The 21,369-nt window shown below is 69.5% G+C and carries 22 protein-coding genes; 21 read left to right on the top strand and 1 reads right to left on the bottom strand.

Annotation, left to right across the window (positions count from 1 at the left end; genetic code table 11):
* The 5 genes from flhA to RCO27_RS13150 are packed head-to-tail and all read left to right on the top strand — an operon-like array spanning nt 1 to nt 6,824.
* Nucleotides 1-2,109, top strand: a complete 2,109-nt coding sequence (gene flhA / locus RCO27_RS13170; protein WP_309003123.1) for a flagellar biosynthesis protein FlhA — start codon at nt 1-3, stop codon at nt 2,107-2,109.
* Complete coding sequence (locus RCO27_RS13165) at nt 2,106-2,927, top strand: MinD/ParA family protein (protein ID WP_309003122.1); 822 nt, start codon at nt 2,106-2,108, stop codon at nt 2,925-2,927. The genes flhA and RCO27_RS13165 overlap by 4 nt, the downstream gene beginning before the upstream one ends.
* Nucleotides 2,914-3,642 carry an RNA polymerase sigma factor FliA gene (locus RCO27_RS13160; protein ID WP_309003121.1) on the top strand — a complete coding sequence of 243 codons (729 nt, stop codon included), beginning with the start codon at nt 2,914-2,916 and terminating at the stop codon, nt 3,640-3,642. Before RCO27_RS13165 ends, RCO27_RS13160 begins: the two co-directional genes overlap by 14 nt.
* A gap of 12 nt (nt 3,643-3,654) precedes the next feature.
* Nucleotides 3,655-5,994, top strand: coding sequence for an HAD family hydrolase (locus tag RCO27_RS13155; protein WP_309003120.1), 2,340 nt, complete (start codon nt 3,655-3,657; stop codon nt 5,992-5,994).
* Nucleotides 5,994-6,824, top strand: a complete 831-nt coding sequence (locus RCO27_RS13150) for a class I SAM-dependent methyltransferase (protein WP_309003119.1) — start codon at nt 5,994-5,996, stop codon at nt 6,822-6,824. Before RCO27_RS13155 ends, RCO27_RS13150 begins: the two co-directional genes overlap by 1 nt.
* A 73-nt stretch (nt 6,825-6,897) precedes the next feature.
* On the opposite strand, the gene RCO27_RS13145 is transcribed toward RCO27_RS13150, so the two are convergent.
* Nucleotides 6,898-7,716 (bottom strand): flagellin, encoded by an 819-nt coding sequence (locus RCO27_RS13145; protein WP_309003118.1) that lies wholly within the window; start codon nt 7,714-7,716, stop codon nt 6,898-6,900.
* Between the two features lie 256 nt (nt 7,717-7,972).
* Between RCO27_RS13145 and RCO27_RS13140 the strand changes: the two genes are divergently transcribed.
* The 16 genes from RCO27_RS13140 to RCO27_RS13065 are packed head-to-tail and all read left to right on the top strand — an operon-like array spanning nt 7,973 to nt 21,333.
* Nucleotides 7,973-9,193, top strand: coding sequence for a sigma 54-interacting transcriptional regulator (locus RCO27_RS13140; protein ID WP_309003117.1), 1,221 nt, complete (start codon nt 7,973-7,975; stop codon nt 9,191-9,193).
* A gap of 10 nt (nt 9,194-9,203) precedes the next feature.
* Nucleotides 9,204-9,548, top strand: a complete 345-nt coding sequence (gene fliE, locus RCO27_RS13135) for a flagellar hook-basal body complex protein FliE (protein WP_309003116.1) — start codon at nt 9,204-9,206, stop codon at nt 9,546-9,548.
* Between the two features lie 6 nt (nt 9,549-9,554).
* Nucleotides 9,555-11,285 carry a flagellar basal-body MS-ring/collar protein FliF gene (fliF, locus tag RCO27_RS13130; protein WP_309003115.1) on the top strand — a complete coding sequence of 577 codons (1,731 nt, stop codon included), beginning with the start codon at nt 9,555-9,557 and terminating at the stop codon, nt 11,283-11,285.
* Nucleotides 11,278-12,309, top strand: coding sequence for a flagellar motor switch protein FliG (gene fliG / locus RCO27_RS13125; RefSeq protein WP_309003114.1), 1,032 nt, complete (start codon nt 11,278-11,280; stop codon nt 12,307-12,309). Before fliF ends, fliG begins: the two co-directional genes overlap by 8 nt.
* 4 nt (nt 12,310-12,313) lie before the next feature.
* Nucleotides 12,314-12,940, top strand: coding sequence for a hypothetical protein (locus RCO27_RS13120; protein WP_309003113.1), 627 nt, complete (start codon nt 12,314-12,316; stop codon nt 12,938-12,940).
* Nucleotides 12,937-14,268 carry a FliI/YscN family ATPase gene (locus RCO27_RS13115; protein WP_309003112.1) on the top strand — a complete coding sequence of 444 codons (1,332 nt, stop codon included), beginning with the start codon at nt 12,937-12,939 and terminating at the stop codon, nt 14,266-14,268. Before RCO27_RS13120 ends, RCO27_RS13115 begins: the two co-directional genes overlap by 4 nt.
* A complete protein-coding gene (locus RCO27_RS13110) occupies nt 14,261-14,689 on the top strand; it encodes a hypothetical protein (RefSeq protein WP_309003111.1) in 429 nt (142 codons plus the stop codon). The genes RCO27_RS13115 and RCO27_RS13110 overlap by 8 nt, the downstream gene beginning before the upstream one ends.
* The gene (locus RCO27_RS13105) at nt 14,689-16,131 is read left to right on the top strand and encodes a flagellar hook-length control protein FliK (protein WP_309003110.1); all 1,443 of its coding nucleotides are present in this window, start codon (nt 14,689-14,691) and stop codon (nt 16,129-16,131) included. The genes RCO27_RS13110 and RCO27_RS13105 overlap by 1 nt, the downstream gene beginning before the upstream one ends.
* Before the next feature lie 11 nt (nt 16,132-16,142).
* Nucleotides 16,143-16,742, top strand: coding sequence for a flagellar basal body-associated FliL family protein (gene fliL / locus RCO27_RS13100; RefSeq protein ID WP_309003109.1), 600 nt, complete (start codon nt 16,143-16,145; stop codon nt 16,740-16,742).
* Entirely contained in the window at nt 16,739-17,710 is a 972-nt protein-coding gene (locus RCO27_RS13095) for a FliM/FliN family flagellar motor switch protein (protein ID WP_309003108.1), read from the top strand. The genes fliL and RCO27_RS13095 overlap by 4 nt, the downstream gene beginning before the upstream one ends.
* A gap of 14 nt (nt 17,711-17,724) precedes the next feature.
* The gene (gene fliN, locus RCO27_RS13090) at nt 17,725-18,027 is read left to right on the top strand and encodes a flagellar motor switch protein FliN (protein WP_309003216.1); all 303 of its coding nucleotides are present in this window, start codon (nt 17,725-17,727) and stop codon (nt 18,025-18,027) included.
* Entirely contained in the window at nt 18,024-18,299 is a 276-nt protein-coding gene (locus tag RCO27_RS13085; RefSeq protein ID WP_309003107.1) for a flagellar biosynthetic protein FliO, read from the top strand. The genes fliN and RCO27_RS13085 overlap by 4 nt, the downstream gene beginning before the upstream one ends.
* The gene (gene fliP / locus RCO27_RS13080) at nt 18,292-19,134 is read left to right on the top strand and encodes a flagellar type III secretion system pore protein FliP (RefSeq protein WP_309003106.1); all 843 of its coding nucleotides are present in this window, start codon (nt 18,292-18,294) and stop codon (nt 19,132-19,134) included. The genes RCO27_RS13085 and fliP overlap by 8 nt, the downstream gene beginning before the upstream one ends.
* A gap of 4 nt (nt 19,135-19,138) precedes the next feature.
* Nucleotides 19,139-19,411, top strand: coding sequence for a flagellar biosynthesis protein FliQ (fliQ, locus tag RCO27_RS13075; RefSeq protein WP_309003105.1), 273 nt, complete (start codon nt 19,139-19,141; stop codon nt 19,409-19,411).
* The gene (gene fliR, locus RCO27_RS13070; RefSeq protein WP_309003104.1) at nt 19,408-20,190 is read left to right on the top strand and encodes a flagellar biosynthetic protein FliR; all 783 of its coding nucleotides are present in this window, start codon (nt 19,408-19,410) and stop codon (nt 20,188-20,190) included. The genes fliQ and fliR overlap by 4 nt, the downstream gene beginning before the upstream one ends.
* A gap of 3 nt (nt 20,191-20,193) precedes the next feature.
* Nucleotides 20,194-21,333, top strand: coding sequence for a flagellar type III secretion system protein FlhB (locus tag RCO27_RS13065; protein ID WP_309003103.1), 1,140 nt, complete (start codon nt 20,194-20,196; stop codon nt 21,331-21,333).
* The last annotated feature ends 36 nt before the right edge of the window (nt 21,334-21,369 follow it).

Genomic DNA, 21,369 nt, shown 5'->3' with positions numbered 1-21,369 from the left:
ATGAGCCGCGCTACCGTGAACCGCAAGGTATGGCTCGGCGCGGGCCGGGGCGCGGTCCTGCCCTTCGCGACGCTGCTGCTCGTCATGCTGATGATCGTGCCGATGCCGGCGATGATGCTGGACATCGGCTTCGTCACCAACATCATGATCAGCCTCGCGGTGCTGATGGTGGCGCTGAACGTCGCCCGGCCGCTCGATTTCTCCTCCTTCCCGACGGTGCTTCTGTTCGCGACCCTGTTCCGGCTCGCGCTCAATGTCGCCTCGACCCGCGTCGTGCTGGTCGACGGCCATGAGGGCTCGCATGCCGCCGGCTATGTGATCGAGGCGTTCGGCAATTTCCTGATCGGCGGCGACTATGCCGTCGGCCTGTTCGTCTTCATGATCCTGATGATCATCAACCTGGTGGTCATCACCAAGGGCGCCGGCCGCGTCTCCGAAGTCTCGGCGCGCTTCACCCTCGATGCCATGCCCGGCAAGCAGATGGCGATCGACGCCGATCTGAACGCGGGCCTGCTGACCCCCGAGGAAGCCAAGCTCCGTCGCCAGGAAGTCGCGACCGAGGCCGATTTCTACGGTTCGATGGACGGCGCCTCCAAGTTCGTGAAGGGGGACGCCATCGCCGGCGTGCTGATCCTCGTCGTCAACATCGTCGGCGGCCTGATCCTCGGCATGCTGAGCCACGGCCTGTCGATGAGCGAGGCGGCCTCGACCTATATCGTGCTCGCGATCGGCGACGCGCTGGTCGCGCAGGTGCCGGCACTGCTGCTCTCGATCGCCGCCGCCTCGATCGTCACCCGGGTCAGCTCGCCGCTCGACCTATCGGGCCAGATCACCCACCAGTTCGGTTCGGCCAAGGCGTGGGTGCCGGTCGCCGCGATCCTGCTGATCCTCGGCCTCCTGCCCGGCATGCCGCACTTCATCATTCTCGTCGCCGCTGCCGGCGCCGCCGCGATCGCGTGGAAGCTGCACAAGGCCGCGCAGGCCAAGGCCAATGCCCCGGTCGAGGCGCCGCCAGCTCCGGCGCCGACCACGATCGGCTGGGACGAGGTCAGCGACGATGCCGCCCTCGGCCTCGAACTCGGTTTCGCGCTGGTCGGCCTGGTCGACGAACGCAAGGGCGCGCCGCTGATGGCGCGGATCACCGGCATCCGCCGCCAGCTGTCGCGCGAGCTCGGCTTCGTCATCCCGATGGTCCGCGTGCGCGACGATCTGGCGCTCGCCCCCAACACCTATCGCATCACCGTCGCCGGCGTCGTTGTGGCCGAGGACGAGATCTGGCCGGACGAGCTGCTCGCGCTCGACAGCGGCGACCTGCTCGACCGGATCGATGGCCGCCAGGTCAAGGATCCGACCTTCGGTCTCGACGCGGTCTGGATTCCGCCGGCGCAGCGCGCCGAGGCGGTGGTCGCGGGCTACACCGTCGTCGATCCGGCGACCGTGATCGCCACGCATCTCAATCAGGTCATCCAGTCCGCCGCCGCCGACCTGTTTGGTATGGACGAGGCCCAGAAGCTGATCGACGCGCTCAAGGAGACGGCGCCGCAGCTCGCCGCCAACCTGACGCCGCAGCCGCTGCCGCTGGTCAGCCTCGCCGCGCTGTGCCGCGCGCTGCTGATCGAAGGCGTGCCGCTCAAGGACTTCCGCCGCATCGCCGAGGCGATGGCCGACGCAGCGCGCGAAGAGACCGATCCGGTCCAGCTCGTCGAGGCGGTCCGCCAGCGGATCGGCGCCCTGATCGTTCAGACCATCGTGCCGGTGAAGCTGCCGCTCCCCGTCGTCACCCTCGACGCCAGCCTCGAAGGCCTGCTTGCCCAGGCGGTGCGCACCGGCCGCGACGCGGTCCATCCGATCGAGCCGGGTCTGGGCCAGAAGATCGTCCAGGCGATCGGCGGCGTCGCCGGGCCGCTGCTTCAGCAGGGCCGCCGTTTCGCCGTCGTCACCTCGCCGATCGCACGCCGGGCGCTGGCCCGCCTGCTTGCGCCGCATGTGCCCGACGCCCCCGTCCTGTCCTTTCTCGAAATCCCCGACGGCAAGGCGGTCGAGGTCGTCGCCGTCGTCGGCGGTGAAGCCAACAACAATCATCCCATGCTTGAATCGGAGGTCGCGTGAGTTTTCAGCGTTCCGGCCGCGCCCAAATCATTGCCGTTGCGAGCGGCAAGGGCGGCGTCGGCAAGACCAATGTGAGCGTCAATCTGGCGGTCGCCCTCGCCAGGGCGGGCGGGCGCGTGATGCTGATCGATTGCGACATGGGCCTGGCCAATGCGGCGATCCTGATGGGAATCGACGCGACGTTCACGATCGGCGACCTGCTCGCCGGCCGCTGCACGATGGACGACCTGATCCGGCCCGGCCCCGGCGGGATCAGCTTCGTGCCCGGTCACAGCGGCACCGGCAGCGGATCGACCCTGACTCACAGCGAACGCACCCGCCTGATCGAGGCGCTCGGACCCTGGCTCGACGATTTCGACCATGTCGTGATCGACACCGGCAGCGGCATCGAGGCCTCGGCGCTCGCGCTGATCGCCGAAGCCGACATGCCGATGATCGTGGTCACGCCCGAGCCGACCTCGTTCATCGACGCCTATGCGCTGGTGAAGGCGCTGGCCGTCGCCCAAGGCCTGCAGCGTTTCCAGGTCGTCGCCAACATGGTCCGCCACGACATTGCGGGCCGCGAGCTGTTCGACCGCTTCCGCGGCGTCGTCACCCGCTTTCTCGATCTCAATCTCGATTATGCCGGCGCGATTCCCGACGATCCCTATGTGCGCGAGGCGGTGCTGAGGAAGCGCTGCTGCCTCGAGGCCTTCCCGGGCTCGGGCGCGTCCAAGGCGTTCGGGCGGATCGCCCGCCGTCTCGCGCGGCCCGACATCCAGCCGGTGCCGGCACCGGCCGAACTGCGCCTGATGGGGGAGGCCAATGGCACTTATTGACCCCCAGCAGGGCGCGGCGACCTATCAGCGTCAGGCGCGGCCGACGCCGGAAGCGCTGGTGCGCAGCCACATGCAGCTGGTGCGCAAGATCGCCTGGCACGTGCACGGCCGCGTCGCGTCCGCGATCGACGTCGAGGATCTCGTCCAGATCGGCATGGTCGCCCTCGTCGAGGCCGCAAACGGCTTCGAGGACCGTGGCCACGCTTTTGCGACCTATGCGACGCTGCGCATCCGCGGCGCGATGATCGATCATCTGCGTCGCCACGCCTCGATCTGCCGCTCCGCCATGGTGCGCCGGCGCGAGCTGGCCGCTGCCCGTCAGCGACTGGAGGCCCGGCTCGGCCGCGCCGCGCTCGACGCCGAAATGGCCGAAGAGCTCGGCATGGGGGCCGCCGACTATCGCGAGATGGTCGACGACAGCCAGGCCGTGCACCACGAATCGATCGACGAGGTCTATTCCGACCATTCGATATGGTTCGCCGATGTCGAGGAGCGCGCCGACGAGGCGCTCGACCGCGACCGGCTGAAAGACGCGATCGCCGAGGCGATCCGTACTCTCCCTGAGCGCGACGGGCTGGTGCTCCAGCTCTACTTCGTCGAGGAGATGAACCTCGAGGAGATCGGCCAGACGCTCGGCGTCGGCGCCGCCCGCATCTGCCAGATCAAGAAAGCCGCCCTGGACCGCCTGCGCACGTCGCTCGCCGACTGGGCCTGAGGAGCCGCCGCGATGAAGATGACCGTCACCGCCACCGGAATTGCCGACCTGCTGGACACTGCACCCCAAGGGGTGCGCATCCTCTCGCTCGACTGCTTCGACACCCTGCTCTGGCGCAACTGCCAGGCGCCGGTCGATGTCTTCACCGATTGCGGCGGCATCTGGCAGCGCACCCGCGCCGAGCGCCGGGCCCGCAAGCAGCGCCGCTTCATCGACGGCAGGACCGAAGTCACGATCGAGCAGATCCACCGGGCGCTCCGCCCGCGCGCGGACGAGGCGCGCGTCGCCGAGGCGGTTGCCGCCGAGCTCGCCGCCGAGGCGCGCCACTGCTACGCCTTCGCGCCGACCGTCGCGCTGATGAAGGCCGCGAAGGCCAAGGGCCTCGAGGTCATCATCGTCAGCGACACCTATCTCGCCGAAGCCCAGCTGCGCGCCCTTATCGAAGCGGCGGCGGGGCCGGACGTCACCGGGCTCATCGATCGCATCTTCTGCTCCGCGACCTACGGCGTCACCAAGGCCGGCGGTCTGTTCGAGCCGGTGCTCGCCGAGCTCGGCGTGCCGCCGCAGACGATCCTGCATGTGGGCGACAACAAGAAGGCCGACCATGACGCGCCGGATGCGCTCGGCATCCACGCCGTCCATTTCCGCCAGTTCGACGCGGCGGCCGAGCAACGTCTGCGGCTCGAAGCGGCCGCGGCGGCGATCCTCGATCCCGCCGCGCGCACCACCCGTCCGGTCTTCCAGCCGCACCGCGCGCCTCTGTCGCTGCGCGCCGAGAAGGATCCAGCCTGGACGCTCGGCCACGACGTGCTCGGCCCGCTGATGCATGCCTTCATCACGTGGGTCGAGGCGGAGGCCGCGGCGCTCGGTGACGCGAAGATCGTTTTCCTGCTCCGCGACGGCCATCTGCCGCAGCGCGTGTTCGAAGCGGTGACCGGCAAGGCCACGGCCGCCGCCGAGATCAGCCGTTTCACCGCGCGCCGCGCGGGCTTCGCCAATGCGGATGCGATTGCCGGCTTCCTGACCGGCGAGATCCAGCACGGGCGCGTCTCGCTGCTCGGCCGCCAGCTCGGCCTCAGCCGCGAGGAAAGCGAGAAGCTCGGCCGCGGCGGCCAGGCCGGGTTCGAGCGCGCCGCGCTGCAGCCCCAAAACGTCCGCAAGATCGTCGAGCGGTCGCACGCCTTCGGCAAGAAGCTGTTCGCCCATCTCGAGCGCCTGGGGATCGCACGCGGCGACACCGTGATGCTCGTCGATCTGGGCTATAACGGCACCGTCCAGGACTATCTCGAGGATGCGCTCTCCGAGCGGTTCGACCTCAGGCTGGTCGGCCGCTACCTGCTGCTGCGCGAGGAGGCCGAGACCGGATACGACAAGAAGGGTTTCCTCGACCCGCGCCACTTCGACTACAACGCACTTCACGCTTTGTCCGGCCCGATCGCGCTCATCGAGCAGCTGTCGACGATCGCCCTGGGCTCGGTCGAGAACTATTCGCCCAATGGCGAGCCGATCCGCACGGCGGCCGGCGCCAAGGGCGCGCAGAACGACATCCGCGACCGGGTGCAGGCGGGCTGCGTCGCCTTCGCCCGCAATGCCGCGCACGGCATCCATCGCGCCCCCGCATCGGACGACGCGTCTTCACGGCAGGCAATGGCCGCAGCCAGCCTCGCCCGCCTGCTGTTCATGCCGATCCCCGAGGAGGTCGCGCTGCTCCAGGCGTTCGAGCACGACGTCAATCTCGGCACGGGCGACCTCATCGACCTGCTCGATCCGGAGGCCGCCACCCTGGGCCTGCGCCGGCGCGGCTTCTTCTATCTCAACACAGCCAAGCGGGTCTTCCTGCCCGGCGAGCTGCAGCCGCACGGCCTGCCGCTCAACCTGTCGCTGTTCAGCGCCAACCGCTTCTCGCTCGATCTGCGCGGCGCCGATTTCCGCGGGCCTGCGCTGAAGCTGCCGGTCATCCTCGCCGATGATCGCAGCCAGACCATGATCGAGATCGAGGCCTATCCGACGCACGACGGCTATTATCTGGCGACGATCCCGGTCGGTGCCGGCCGCTTCGCCGCCGGGATCCAGCTGGGCGCGCTCTGCGATTGGGCCGAGGTCGACGAAGTCGTCTTCTATGCCGTGGAGGGCTTCTCGCCCGATTTGCCGACCAAGGCGGCCGCGCCGATCCCCGCGACCGTGATCCGCGAGGGTCTGATCGAGGAGGCGCCCGGCCTGCTGCGCTGCACCCCCGCCGCCTTGCTCTTGGTGCCGCCGGTGCCCGGCCTAGGAGCCGAGCCGCACCTCATCGCATTCACCTTCCGCCCGCTGGCCTTTGGGGACCGGCAGGCCCTGAGAAAGGCTGCCTGATGACCAATCTCCTGATTCATTCGATGTCCGAATTTTCCGACATCATCCTCAAGGCACTCGCGCTCGCCGAAGCGCGCGAGATCGTCGAGATCGGCGCCGAGTTCGGCGGCATGTCGTTTCTACTGGCGGACCATGCCGAGGCGCAGGGCGGCCGGCTGACCAGCATCGATCCGTCGCCCAAGCAGGAATTTCTCGATTGGGGCGCGACGCGCGATCATTTCCGCCACGTCGCCAAGCCGAGTCTTGAGGCGTTTGATGAGGTCGTGAACGTCGATGCGTGGATCATCGACGGCGACCACAATTGGTACACCGTCTACCATGAGCTGAAAGGCGTCGATGCGGCCTGTCGGCGCGATGGCAAGCCGCTGCTCGCGTTCCTTCACGACATCGCTTGGCCGTGCGCGCGTCGCGATCTCTATTATGCGCCGGACCGGATCCCGGCGGAGTTCCGGCACGCCTATACGTTCGAGGGGGGTGTCTTCCCGGGCATCAGCGCGCCGATCCCGAACCGGGGGTTTCGCGGCATGGGTCAGTTCGCCTGCGCGCTGCATGAGGGCGGTCCGCGCAACGGCGTGATGACCGCGATCGAGGATTTCATCGAGGAGCTGCGGGCCGAAGGACGCGGCATCGCCTTTGCCGAGGTGCCCGCCGTGTTCGGCCTCGGCATCCTGTTCGACACCGATGCGCCCTGGGGGCCGGACATGGCCGGGCTCGTCATCCCGTGGCACGAGAACAAGCTGCTGCGCCGGCTCGAGGAGAACCGGCTCGCCAATTATCTCACCGTCCTCGAATGGCAGGACCGCGTGGCCGCCGGCCGGCGCGCCGCCTGATCTCCATGCAAAAGAAGAGCCCGGCGCGGACATCCGCACCGGGCTCCCGATTTTCCGCTTCTTGCTTGTACGCTTAGCGGAGCAGGCTCAGCACGCCCTGCTGGCTCTGATTGGCCTGGGCCAGCATCGCCGTGGACGCCTGGTTCAGGATCTGGGCCTTCGCCAGGTTGGTCGTCTCGGCCGAGAAATCGGCGTCCTCGATCCGCGAACGCGCGTCGCTCAAGTTGGTGACGTTGCTGGTCAGGTTGTTGACAACCGAGTCGAGCCGGCTCTGCGCCGCACCGAGGTCGGCGCGCGTGTCGCTCACCGTCTTCAGCGCCGCAGCGACCGAACCCGACGCGGTGGACGCGCCGAGCAGCGTATTGGCGTTGGCGACCGAGGTCACGTCACCGAGGGTGAGGGTGATCTGCGACAGTTCCACATCGACGGTCTCGCCGGCATTGGAGCCGACCTGGATGGCCACGTCGGCGGCGCCCGAACCGAACAGGGTGACGCCGTTGAACGTCGTGTCGGACAGGATGTCGGTGATCTGGGTCTTCAGCGCCTGGACTTCGGAGTCGAGGTTGGCGCGGTCGTCGGCGGAGTAGCTGCCGCTGGCGCTCTGCACCGCGAGCTCGCGGATGCGCTGCAGCATGTTGGTGACTTCGCCGAGCGCGCCTTCCGCGGTCTGGGCGAGCGAAATGCCGTCATTGGCATTGCGGATCGCCTGGCTCAGGCCGCGGATCTGCGACGTCATCGAGCTCGCGATGGCGAGGCCGGCGGCGTCGTCCTTGGAGGTGTTGATGCGCTTGCCGGTCGACAGACGCTCCATGGCGACCTGGAGGGCCTGGTTGGCGACCCGGCTACCATTCTGCGCACGCAGCGCAGCCGTATTGGTGTTGATAACAGCCATTTTGGGTTCCTTTCCCGCTCATTCGAGGCTGCCGGGTCGATCCCGAGCGTGCCACGATTGCAGTAACGGCCGGTTCTCCGGGGGCTTTAATCGCTTTTTTCTGACGCGTCGGTTTTCCGACGTGGTGAACGCCGGCGGAACGTCGATTTCCCGACGAGCCGCGCGCGCATGCGTGGGTGCAGAGAGGGAACGGGCGCCCGCTCTCATCTGGCACGCAGCTTGCTTCCGATGGATCGACCAACTCCGGGGAGCGTCGATGATCGGATTGAGCGACAAGGCAGCCGAAGCCAATCCCGCGCTGGCCGCATGGCTGGACGGGTGCGGCCTCGCCGTCACGCTCTTCAGGGCAAGCGAGGGTGGCAGGACCGCGGGTCCGGCCATCTATGCGCGTGCGGACGCCGCCCAGGCGACGGGCCGCGACGTCGTGATCGATTTCGGCGCCGCGCCCACGCTCGTCCGCGCGACAGCGGCCACGCCCGCCCTGCTCGCCTACGGTTATGAGGACCTTGCCTTCGGCAATGCGCTGGTGGCCGAACTGGTTCGACCCGCCTTCCGGCCGGCCGCCGGCGAGCCCGAAAGCGCCGCCACGCTCATCTTCGCCGCGCGCATCGCCGCCAGCGACGCGTCGGTCCTGCTGCTCGGCGAGACCGGGACCGGCAAGGAAGGCATGGCCCGCTACATCCATGCCGTTTCGCCGCGCGCTTCGGGTCCGTTCACCGCGGTCAACTGTGCCGCGCTTCCCGAAACGATGCTGGAGGCGATCCTGTTCGGGCATCGCAAGGGCAGCTTCACCGGCGCCAGCGGCGACGGCGAAGGCCTGTTCCGCGCCGCCGACGGCGGCACCCTGCTGCTCGACGAAATTGCCGAAATCCCGCTGTCGCTGCAGGCGAAGCTGCTGCGCGCGCTGCAGGAGCGCGAGATCCTCCCGGTCGGCGCCGTCCGGCCGGAGCCGATCGACGTGCGCATCATCGCCTGCGCGAACCGCGATCTCGCCGCCGAGGTCGAGGCCGGCCGCTTCCGGGCCGATCTCTACTGGCGTCTCAACGTCGTTCCGGTGAACCTGTCGCCGCTGCGCGCGCGCCGGCTCGATATCCGGGCGATCGCCGCCGCGATGCTGCTGCGCCACACGCCGGCCGGGATGGCGATGCCGTTCCCGACCGCCGCCGCGCTGGACCGGCTGATGAATCACGCCTGGCCCGGCAACTGCCGCGAGCTCGAGAACGTCATCCAGCGCGCTTTGCTGCTCCATTCCGGCGAGCGGATCCACGCGCCCGACCTCATCATCGACCGTGCCGCCACGGCGCCCGAGGCTGCCGCCTTGTCGCTGGGCGCCGCCGCCCGCTCCGCCGAGGCCGACGCGATCCGCGCCGCGCTCGACGAGGCCGGTGGCCACCGCCTGCGCGCCGCCCGCCGGCTCGGTATTTCCGAACGCACCCTTCGCTACCGGCTCGCCGAAATGCGCGCCGTGGCCGCCTAGGAGTTAAGGCATGTCCATCGAAGCCAGCCGCCTGATGGCGCTGAGATCCGCCATCCTCGAACAGAACAGCGCGTTGCAGCGCGCCGCCGGCATCGGCCAGGCGGGCGGTGCGAACGCGACGGGCGGCACCAATGCCGCCGGTTTCGGCGACGCGATGCGCAGCGCGCTCGCCCGCGTCAACGAGGCGCAGTCCCAGTCCTCGGCGATCACCGAGGCCTATGAGCGCGGCGAGACGACCGACATCGCCGCGGTGATGCTGGCCCGCCAGCAGGCGTCGATCGGTTTCGAGGCGACCCTCCAAGTCAGGAACCGACTCCTGACCGCCTACAAGGACATCATGAGCATGCCGGTGTAATCGACGATGAGCGACACGACAGCCAACGATCTCGCCCCGATGCCGGCCCGCACGCTGGCCCCCGCGCCCGCGGGTGGCACGCCGCTGCGCGGCGTCGTCCAGGGCGCCCGCAACCTCCTGTCCCAGCCTGCGGTGGTGAAAAGCCTGCCGCTGCTCGGCTTCATCGCGCTTGCCGGCCTTGCCGCGATCATCTGGGTGGCGCTGAGCGCGCCGCCGAGCCGCACGCTCTTTTCGGGACTGCCCGACGAGGAGAAGGCGGCGGTGGTCGAGGCGCTGAACACCGCCGGCATCGCCAACGGCATCGACAACGGCACCGGCGCGGTCACCGTCGGGGAAGACGATTATCATCGCGCCCGCATGCTGCTCGCCTCGCAGAGCCTGCCGCGTGGCGGCCAGCAGGGCAGCGAGGTCATTTCCAACATGCCGCTCGGCGCCAGCCGCGCGGTCGAGACCGAGCGTATCCGTTCCGCCCGCGAGCTTGATCTCGCCCGCACGATCGAGGGGATCGACGTCGTCCAGTCGGCCCGCGTCCATCTCGCCGTCGAGCAGCCCAGCGTGTTCGTCCGCGAGCAGCGCCAGCCCGGCGCGTCGGTGATGCTGACCCTGGCCCCCGGCCGCACGCTGAGCGACGCGCAGGTCCAGGCGATCGTCCACCTCGTCGGCTCGTCCGTCCCCGGCCTGTCGCCGGACGACGTCTCGGTGGTCGACCAGAACGGCCGGCTGCTGTCGCGCCGCGGCGGCGAAAGTGCCGTTGCCGAGCGTCAGCTCGCCACCCAGACCGCGATCGAGGATCGCTATCGCCAGGCGATCGTCACCATGCTGACCCCGATCGTCGGCGCCGACAATTTCACCACCGAGGTCCATGCCGAAATGGACTTCTCGGAAGTCCAGTCGACCCGCGAAGGATTCCCCGAAAACGCCCGCGCGCTTGCCAGCGAGGAGGGCCAGCTCTCCACCGACGCCGCGGGCGGTGCCGGTGCGCCCGGCGGCGTGCCCGGCGCGCTCTCCAACGAGCCGCCGCCCGCCACCCAGGTCGCTGCGGCGCCGGGCGGGGCGGTCACGCCCGCCGCGGCGGAAGCCGAGGGCGCCACGGCGGCCGGCGGTCGCCGCACCGAGAACTATCAGCGCAACTTCGCCGTCGGCCGCGAGGTCTCCGTGACCCGTCAGCAGAGCGGGGTCGTCAAGCGGATCACCGTCGCAGTGGCGCTGCGCAATCCGGAAGGCGCCCGTCCGCGCAGCCAGCAGGAGCTCCAGCAGCTCGAGGCCCTGGTCAAGGGCGCGGTCGGCTTCGACCAGAACCGCGGCGACGTCGTCGCCCTGTCGGCCCGCGCCTTCGCGTCGGCCGAGGAAACGCCGGTCACCTGGACCGAGACCGCCGAGGGCCTGTGGGCCTCGCCGCTCGCCCGCAACCTGACGGCCATTCTCATCGCCCTCATCGTCGTGTTCGGCCTCGGCCGGCCGATGATGAAGAAGGCGACCACCGCGCTCGCCCAGCGCGCCGAGACCAGCCGCGCCGCCCGCAGCCAGGTCGGCGGCGAGATCGCTTCGGTGCTCGCCGACCGCGCCCGCTCGGACCTCGAGATGAAGGTCAGCCTGGAGATGATCGAGGCGACCCGCGACTATGAGCAGCGCGCCGCCCTGATCCGCTCGTTCGTCCGCCAGGATCCCGCCCGCGCCGCGCTGGTCGTGCGCGACCTGATCCGCGCCGATGCCAAGGATGGAGCTCAGAATGGATAGCCCCGCCGAAATGGCGCCGGCCAATGCCGGCCCCGAGCCGAACGGCAGCGAGGCCGCGGCGATCCTGTTGATGATGCTCGGCGACGCCGAGGCGGCTGAAATCCTCAGCCACCTCGAGCCGCACGAGGTCCAGCATCTGGGCTCGGCGATGTTCAACGTCGCCGACGTCTCGGAGAACGAGGTCGCGCAGGTCTTCAACACCTTCATGGGCCGCGCCAAGGCGCGCACCACGATCGGCTTCGGTGCGGCGCCGCGCATCCGTGCGGTGATGGAACACGCGCTGGGCGCCGAGCGCGCCGAGAATGTGCTCGCCCGCATCACCCCGGCGACCCGCAGCCGCGCGCTCGATGCGCTGCGCTGGATGGACGCGAAGACGATCGCCGCGCTGATCGAGCATGAGCATCCCCAGATCGCCGCCGTCGTGCTTGCCCATCTCGAGCCGCCGATCGCGGCCGACGTCCTCCAGCTCCTGCCGGCGGACCAGCAGCCCGACATCGTCTACCGCATCGCCAAGCTCGAGGCAGTCACCGCCGAGGCGATGGACGAGCTCGAGAAGATCCTGGTGAGCGAGGTGGCCCGCGTCTCCTCATCGCCGGCGACGATCCGCGGCGGCGCGAGCGAGGCCGCCAAGATCATGAACAACCTGCGCCCCGGCTCGGACCAGCGGATCATCCGCACATTGGGCAAGGTCGACCGCCAGCTGGCGGCGCGGATCGAGGACGAGATGTTCATCTTCGACAACCTCAACGAACTGGACGAGAAGAATCTCGGCATCCTCTTGAGGAACATCGAGAACGAGGTGCTGGTCGTCGCGCTCAAGGGCGCAGACGAGAAGCTGCGCGAGAAGATGCTCGGTTGCATGTCGGCGCGTGCCGCCGATTCGATCCGCGACGAAATGGCCGAACGCGGCCCGATGCGCCTCGCCGAGGTGCACGAGGCCCAGAAGGAAGTGCTCAGCATCGCCCGCCGCCTGTCCGATTCGGGCGCGATCATGCTCGCCGGCCGGGGGGAAGATTATGTCTAGAGTGATGCGTGCCAATGGCGGGCTGCCCGCCGACGAGCCGACCAGTCTCGGCAGTTTCGTGCTGCGCCGCGCCAATGCCGGCTTCCGCGCGCGCGGATCGGGCGCCGGCACCGAGCCGAGCGCCGAGATCGATACGCCGCCGATGACGCCCGAACAGGAGCATCTGCGCGCCCGCTCCGCCGCCTACGACCAGGGCTATGCCGAGGCGCGCCGGACGGTCGAGCTGGAATTCGCCGCCGAGCGTGACGCACTGGTGCGCCTCGTCTCGGCGCTGGAACTACTCAAGCCCGAGCCGACCAACGCGCTGGCGCTGCTGCTCGCCGAGACCGTGGATCGGCTGGTGCGCGAAGTGGTCGGCGAGGTCGAGGTCGACGCACACCGGCTGCTGGCCCGCGCCCGCGCCGCCGCCGAGCTGATCGGCGAGAATGTCGAGCCGTCGAAGCTGCGCGCTCATCCCGACGACATTCCCTATCTGGCGCCGGCCGGGCTTGAGCTTGCCCTGCAGCCGGACCCGACGCTGCCACGTGGATCGCTCGTGCTGGAGACCGGCCATGGCTGGGTCGAAGACGGCCCGCAGATCCGCCTCGAACGGCTGCGCGCGGCGCTCGACAAGATGGCGGCGCCGCAATGAGCGCGATATTGACCGAAGCCCGGAACCTGCTGGAACGGGTTCAGCCGGACGAGGCGGGTCCGCGCCGCGTCGGCCGGCTCGCGGCCTATGACGGCCTGATGCTGGAAGCGACCGGCTTCAAGCGGCCAGTGGGGTCGGGCGCCAGGATCATCACGGCGGACAATCATGTGACCCGCGCCGAGGTCGTCGGCTTCCGCGGCGAGCGCACCCTGCTGATGGCGCTCGATGCCGAGGCCGCCTACGCCCATGGCGCCCGGATCGAGCCCGACGCGAGCGGCTCGATGGTCGAGGTCGGCCCGGGCCTGCTCGGCCGTGTCGTCGACGGGCTCGGCCAGCCGCTCGACGGGCTGGGGCCGATCGCGTCGGTCGACAAATGGCCGCTCGCCGGCCGCCAGGGCAATCCGCTCGCCCGCGACCGGGTCACCGAAATCTTCGACACCGGCGTGCGCGCCGTGAATTCCCTGCTCACCGCCGGGGTCGGCCAGCGCATCGCGATCGTCGCCGGCTCCGGCGTCGGCAAGTCGGTGCTGATGGGGCAGATGATCGCTGGCGCTGATGCCGACGTGATCGTCGTCGGGCTGATCGGCGAGCGCAGCCGTGAAGTCAGCGATTTTCTCGCCACCAAGCTGCCGCCGGAAGTGCGCCGCAAGGCGGTGGTCGTCGCGGTGCCGGCCGATCATGCGCCGTTGCTGCGCCTGCGCGCCGCGATGCGGGCGACCGCGATCGCCGAGGACTTCCGCGCCCGGGGACTCCGGGTGCTGCTGCTCGTCGACAGCCTCACCCGCGTCGCCCATGCGCAGCGCGAGATCGGCCTGTCACTGGGCGAGCCACCGACCGTCAAGGGCTACCCGCCCTCCGCGCTCGGCCTCATCCCGCGCCTGGTCGAGCGCGCCGGCGCCGATGCAGAGACCGGCGGATCGATCACGGCACTCTACACCGTCCTCGCCGACGGCGACGACACGTCGGACCCGATCGTCGACGCCGCCCGCGCGATCGTCGACGGCCACATCATCCTGTCGCGCTCGCTCGCCGAACAGGGCGTCTATCCGGCGATCGACATCGGCCGCTCGCTCTCGCGCGTGATGGCCGATATCGTCGGCCCCGACCACGCCATCGCCGCGGCGGCGCTGCGTCGCCTCTGGTCGGCGTTCGAGGAGAATCGCGACCTCATCCTGATGGGCGCCTATGCCGCCGGCGGCGATCCGCTGATCGACGAGGCGATCATTCGCCGGCCCGAGATTCTCGATTTCCTGCGCCAGGCGCCGGGCGAGCGCGCCCCGTTCGAGGAATCGATCGCCGCCCTGACCGGGATGTTCAGCCATGAATAGCCTTGTCCGTCAGCGCGCGCGCATCGTCCGGGTGCGCCGCATCCAGCACGGTCTCGCCGCCACCGCGGCGGCCGAGGCGGCGGAGCGCGTCGCGCTGCTGGAAACCAATCGCGAGCGGCTGGCGCGCATGCGCCGTGACCTCAGGCCGATCGAGGGCCTGACCTCGGGCGCCGCGCTTGCCCGCATGGGCGAGCTCGCCATGCGGCTTGATACCGCCCGCTATGGCCTCGATCCCTCAATCGAGAATGCCAGGGCGCTCGCCGCCAGCCTGGAAGGCGAGCGGCGCGGCGCGCGGCGCGATCAGGAAAGCGCCGAGAAGCTCGAGGCGGCTGCGGTCGGCCTCGCCGAGGACGCGGCGGAACGGCGGCTGCAGCAACTGGCGCGTCGGCGCCGGCGCATGAACCAGGGAGATGACGAGTGATGGCGACGGCCCCGAACATGAACGTGGCGCCCATGGTCCCGCAGGTCGGCCTGCCGCCGTCCGTCGAGGGAGAGGGGGGCGATCTCTTCGCCAGCCTGCTGCCGATCGTGACCGGTACGGCCGCGCCCAAAACCGCTGCGCCGGATGCGACGGCCCGGCCGGTAACGACCGGCGGCGCGGGCCCCGGCGTGCCCCAGCCCGGCATCGTCGAGGCGCCGGCCCTCGCCATCGATCTCCATGCCGCCGCCCCGAAGACCGAAGGGGACGGGCGCGAAACCGGCGAGGCGGCTGCGGCGGACGATGCGGCGCCGTCGCCGGAGGCGGATCTTCTGCCCCTCCTTCAGGCGCAGAGCATGTTTCCGGTGACGGTCGTGACGGCCCCGGTTCCCGCGCGGGCGACGGCGCCTGCGTCCGAGGGTTCGGAGGCCGCTCCGCCGAGCCCCGCCTCCCAACCGATCGCGACCACGGTGCCGCAGCCACCCGTCACGCTCGCCGCGACGCCCTTGCCGCTGCCGGCGGCACTGTCCATGCCGGCAGCCGACGCCATGGTGGCCGGCGATCCGGCCGTTACGGTGGCGGTGCGCGAGGCGGTCCGGACTCTTTCTGCCAAGGGCCAAACGGAGAGCGGCGATCCGCCGGCGTCAGCCAAGACGGGCGAGGTCGCCAAGGGTGAAGGAGAGGGCGCTGCGTCGCCAGCATCCGCAAAGACTGGCGAGGTCGCAAAGGGCGACATGGTTCAGCCGGTCAGGCTGCCGGCTGGTGTTGGGGTTCCTGCCCCGGCTGTGCCCTCGGCAACTGCCGGTAGCGACCCCGTGACGGATCGCTCGGGATCGGCCGAGAAGCCGGTCGCGCCGGTTGCCGCCCCCGCGCAAGCCCCGACCGTGCAGGCTCCAATCGGGGGGACCGTAACGCCGGTGGTCGTGATGAGCGATCCGGCGGCCGCGCTTCAGACCGTGCCGGCTGGGACTGCCGCGTCGCAGCCGGCACCGGCCGCCGCCGACGCAGCGATCGCCCGCGAGCTCGACCTTGCCCATGACAGCGAATGGCTCGATCGCCTCGCCCGCGACATTGCCCGCACTGGCGCGAATGACGGGCCGATGCGCTTCAAGCTGAACCCGGCCACGCTCGGCCATCTCCAGGTCGAGCTGACCCAGGGCGATCTCGGCACCAGCGTCCGCCTCACCGTCGAAACCGAAGCGGCGCGCTCCATCCTCGCCGACGCCCAGCCGCGGCTGATGGCCGAGGCGCGCGCGCAGGGCGTGCGCATCGGCGAGAGCCACATCGACCTTGCCGGACAGGGCCACCAGGCCGCGTCCGGCGATCCGCGGCGCCATCAGGACGATGCGCGCCAGACCGTTTTGATCCGGACCGCGCGCGGATCCGCCGGGGAGGCCGACGAGACGGCCGCGCCGGCCCGTGGCCACGCCGACCGCTACGCCTGAAGGAATGTGACATGAGCGACACCACCAACACGGCCGACGAGGCGCCGAAGAAGAAAAGCGGCAAGCTGAAGAAGATCCTCGTGATCCTCGTCCTCCTGATCGTGGTCGGCGGCGGCGGCGCGGCTGGCGGCCTCTATGCGATGACCGGCTCCGTCTTCGGCGGGGGCGGCCATGCCGAGGACGAGGATGCCAACCAGCCGCAGCTCGTCGTGCGCGAAGGGGTGAGCGGGTCCGCCGCCGAGGAAGCGAAGGCCCGCGCCCGCGCGCCCAACGCATCGCCCGATCCGCGCGTCTTCCAGGCGACCTACGTCCCGCTGGAAGGCAGCTTCACCTCGAACCTGCGCGGCGGCGATTCCTTCGTCCAGATCGGGCTCGGCGTCTCGACCTATTATGGCGAGCCGCTGACCGAGCGCATCCGCACCCACGACATGGCGATCCGTTCCGCCGTGCTAATGGCCCTGTCCGAGCAGGATCCGGTGTTCATCACGACCACCGAAGGCAAGCAGCAACTCAAGCAGGAATTAAAGAACGCGATAAACAACGTGTTAACCAATCGGGAAGGATTCGGCGGCATAGACGACGTGTACTTCACGAGCTTCGTCACGCAATGACCGACCAACCGACCCTATCGGGTGAAGAAATCTCGGCCCTGATGAGCGGGGCCCAGGGCGAGCCTGACGGCGCCGGGTCTTCCGGCGCCGCGCGGCCGTTTCCGTTCGGCGGCGACGCCGGACGCCCGATGGCGGTCCTCCCGGCGGTCGATCGGCTGAATGAACGCATGGTCCGCCGCGTGCGCGACCTGATCGAGCCGTTCGCGCGCGCCAAGCCCAACGTGACGGTGGAGCCGACGGTGGTGCGCAGCTTCGGCGACTGGCAGGCGGAACAGGGCGAGTTCGCCAGCCTCAGCCTCTACAGCTTCAAGCCGATGAAGGGCGCGATCCTGATCCGGATCGAACCCGAATTCGTCAGTCGCCTGGTCGATGCCTATTATGGCGGCACCGGCGCCCTGCCCACCCGGCGGGCGCGCGAGTTCACCGCGACCGAGGAAAGCGTCGCGTCGCGGCTCGCCGACACGCTCGCCGCTGCGCTCGGCCAGGTCTGGTCGGAGGTCGTGCCGGCCCAGCCGCTGCTGCGCTCGCGCGAGACCCATGCGGGCTTTGCCGGCCTCGCCAAGGCCGAGGAGGCGATCGCGGTCTCCCAGTTCACCATCGCGCCATGGCCGGGCCAGGGCGCGACCATCGAGATTCTCTATCCCGTCGCGGGCCTGAGATCGCTCGAGCATCTGCTCGCGGCCAAGCCGAGCGACGATGTCGGCCTCACCGGCAGCGACTGGCGCCGCCGGATGGGCACGGCCGTCGGCGAAGTGCGGATCAAGGCGCGCACCGTGCTCGCGCGGCCGGAGCTGCCGCTCTCCGAACTCATGCAGTTGCGGCCGGGCGACGTCATCCCGGTCAGCCTGCCTACCCATGTCCCGCTGCTCGTCGAGGGCCGCCGCTTCGCGATCGGCACGATCGGCGAGCATGACGGGCGTGCCGCACTCAAGATTGAAAAGATTGAACAGAGGAGGTTCGTGTCGTGAAGGAAGCCCAGGACATCGTCGAGGCCAGCCCGCTGGACGAGGCGCTGGGGCGCCGCAATTACGGCCTGCTCGCGGACATCCCCGTGCGTCTCTCGGTCGAGGTCGGCAGTGCGGCGATGAAGCTCTCCGAGCTGATGGACCTCGCCGAAGGCAGCGTCGTCGAATTGGACCGCCAGGCGCACGAACTGCTCGACATCATGGCGAACGGCACGCTGATCGCGAAGGGCGAGGTCGTGACCGTCAACGGCCGCTTCGGCATCCGCGTCGTCGAGGTCGTCGCGCTCGAAGGTCTCCCGGGGTCCGAGCGCCGCAAATGATGTGGGCCTATATCCTGAAGCTGGTCTTCCTGGTCCCGCTCGTCGCGGGGCTGGCGTTCGGCGCGCTCTGGCTGTGGCGCAAGGTGCAGCCCGGCATGGCGATGGGCCAGCGCGACCGGCTGGTGAAGCTGGTCGACGCGATCCCGCTCGGCGCCACCGGTCGCCTCGCCGTCGTCGAATTCGGCGGCAAGCATCTCCTTCTCTCGATGTCGCGCGGCCAGGTGCAGCTGATCACCGAAGCCAGGCCCGCGGAGACCGCGGCCGATGCCTAGGCTTCTGGCGCGGCCGGCGCTGTTCGGCCTCCTCACCGCCTTCCTTCTCGCGCTGATCCTCGTCGTGCCGGACGTCGCGCAGGCCCAGGCGGCGCCCGCCGCGCCGGCGGCGGCAGCGCCTGCACCGGCGGCTGCGCCGGGGCCGGGCCAGCCGGGCGCGCTCGATCGCGCGTTGAACACCATCTCGGGCGACGGGCGCCCGTTGTCGCTTTCCTTGCAGATCCTGCTGCTCATGAGCCTGCTGACGGTGCTGCCGTCGCTGCTGCTCATGATGACCAGCTTCACCCGGATCATCATCGTCCTGTCGATCCTGCGCACCGCGATCGGACTGCAGCAGACGCCGCCCAACCAGGTGCTGGTCGGCCTCGCGCTGTTCCTGTCGCTGTTTGTGATGCGGCCGGTCGTCGATCAGATCAACGAGACCGCCTACACGCCCTATGGCAACGGCCAGATCAGCATCGAGGAGGCGGTCTCGCGCTCCGGAACGGTGCTGCATGGCTTCATGATGCGCCAGACCCGGGAAACCGATCTCAGGCTCTTCGCCGATCTCGCCGGCGTCCAGCGCTTCGAATCGCGCCAGGCGGTGCCGTTCTCGATCCTGCTCCCGGCCTTCGTCACGAGCGAGCTCAAGACCGCGTTCCAGATCGGCTTCCTGATCTTCCTGCCCTTCCTCATCATCGATCTCGTCGTCTCCTCGACCCTGATGTCGCTCGGCATGATGATGCTGTCGCCGACGATCGTCTCGATGCCATTCAAGCTGTTGCTCTTCGTCCTTGTCGACGGCTGGGCGCTCACCATGGGCTCGCTCGCCGCGTCCTTCGCGGGCGGAGGATAGCCTGATGGACGGTCCCGCTTATTTCATCGGAGTCGCCCAGCAGGCCTTGTGGATCCTCGCTCTGGCCTGCGCGCCGATCCTGATCCCGGCGCTGGTCGCCGGTCTCGTCCTCGGCATGTTCCAGGCCGCGACCTCGATCAACGAGCAGACCCTGACCTTCGTGCCGAAGCTCATCGTGGTCGGCGTCTGCCTCGCCTTCTTCGGCAGCGCGATCCTGATGCTGCTCGTCGATTTCACCCAGGACATCTTCGCGCAGATCCCTGAGCTGGTGAGATGATCCCGGCCGGATTCGCGGGCGTCGAGGCGCAGCTCTGGCTGTGGATGGTCGCGATGCTTCGGCCCGGTGCTGCGATGCTTGCCGCCCCGATCTTCGGCGCACCGGCGGTCCCGGTCCAACTCCGCCTCGTCATCGCGCTCGCGCTCGGCATTCCGGCTTTGTCGGCGGCGCCCTTCGCCTTGCCCGCCAACGGGCTCGCCTCGATCGAGGGTTTCATGCTGATCGCCGGCGAGGTGATGGCGGGGCTCGCGCTCGGCTTCGCGGTCCAGATCGGCTTCTCCGCCGCCGTCGTGGCGGGCGAGGTGATCGGCAACGCCATGGGCCTCGGCTTCGCGGCGATGATGGATCCGGCGAGCGGCCAGCAGAATCCGGTGCTCGGCCAGTTCCTCTCGATCCTCGCGACCTTCCTCTTCCTCGCCGTCGACGGCCATCTCGCGCTCGCCTCCACCATCGTGGAAAGCTATCGCGCGCTGCCGCCGGGCGATGCGTGGATGAGCGCGGACAGCATTCGCGGCCTCGTCCTGTTCGGCGGCGTGCTGTTCTCGGCCGGGCTGTCGATCGCTTTGCCGGTCGCCTTCGCGATCATCCTCGTCCAGATCGTGATGGGCATGCTCGCCCGCTCGGCGCCGCAGCTCAACCTGTTCGCGGTCGGCTTCCCGGCGGCCCTGCTCGCCGGGGTGATCCTGCTCGCGATCGCCGCGCCGGTGATGGGCGAAGGCATCATTGCCGCGATCCGCATGGGCCTCGAGCAGTCGCGCCTGCTGGCGGCGGGAAACTGAGCCATGGCCGACACCGCCGATCGGGACCAGAAGACCGAAGCCCCGACGCCGAAGCGCAAGCGCGACGCGGCGGAAAAGGGTGACGTCCTTCAGTCCCGCGAACTGGGCACCGCACTCGTCGTCCTGTGCGGCGCCGCCTGGATCGCGGTCGCCGGGCCGATGATGATGGAAGCGCTGAGCACGATGATGAGCGACGCGCTCACCTTCGATGCCTCCGACGTCCGCCATTTCGATCCGCTGAGCCAGGTGCTGCGCCTGCTCGGGCTGGTCGCGCTGCCGGTGATCGCCCTGTTCGCGCTCACCCTCGTCGCCGCGGTCGGGACGCCGGCCTTGCTCGGCTCGCTCGGCTTCCGCAGCGGCGCCTTCGCGTTCAAGGGCGGCAAGCTCGATCCGATCGCCGGCGTGAAGCGCATCTTCGGCATCCAGGGCTTGATCGAGCTCGGCAAGTCGATCGCCAAGGTCGTGCTGCTGGGCGCGGTCGGCGCCTGGCTGCTGATGAGCGAGGCGCGCTCGATGATCGGCCTGTCCTCGCAGGAAATCCGCCCCGCGCTCGCCAATGTCGGCAGCACCTTCGTGCTTGCGGTGCTGGTGATGGCGGCCGCGCTCGTCGTCATCGCGATGATCGACGTGCCGGCCCAGATGTACCAGCGCTTCCAGCGGCTGAAGATGACCAAGCAGGAAGCGAAGGACGAGCACAAGCAGACCGAGGGCTCGCCCGAGATCAAGGGCGCCATCCGCCGCCGCCAGATGGAGGTCGCGCGCAACTCCGCCCGCGCCGCGATCGCCGAGGCGACGGTGGTGCTCACCAACCCGACCCATTTCGCGGTGGCGCTGCGCTACCGTCAGGGCATGGATGCGGCGCCGGTCGTCGTCGCCCGCGGCCGGGGCATCACCGCCGAGGCGATCCGCGAGCTCGCCGGCGAGCATCAGGTGCCGATGCTGAGCTACCCGCAGCTCACCCGCGCGCTCTACTACACGTCGCAGCCGGGCCAGATCATCCGCGAGGATCTCTATATGGCGGTCGCCACCATCCTCGCCTTCGTGTTCAACCTCGATGCCGCGCTCGCCGCCGGCACGCGCCAGCCCGAGGTCGATCTGCCGCCCGCGATGCGCTTCGACACCGAAGGTCGCCCGGAGGCTTAAGCAGGACGTTCCGCCGCCGTTATCCTGCCTGATAAG

Source organism: Sphingosinicella sp. LHD-64, from assembly GCF_031157375.1.
Taxonomy (GTDB): Bacteria; Pseudomonadota; Alphaproteobacteria; order Sphingomonadales; family Sphingomonadaceae; genus Allosphingosinicella.
Note: the sequence above shows the minus strand (reverse complement) of the source record. Positions and strands in the feature narration are given on the sequence as shown.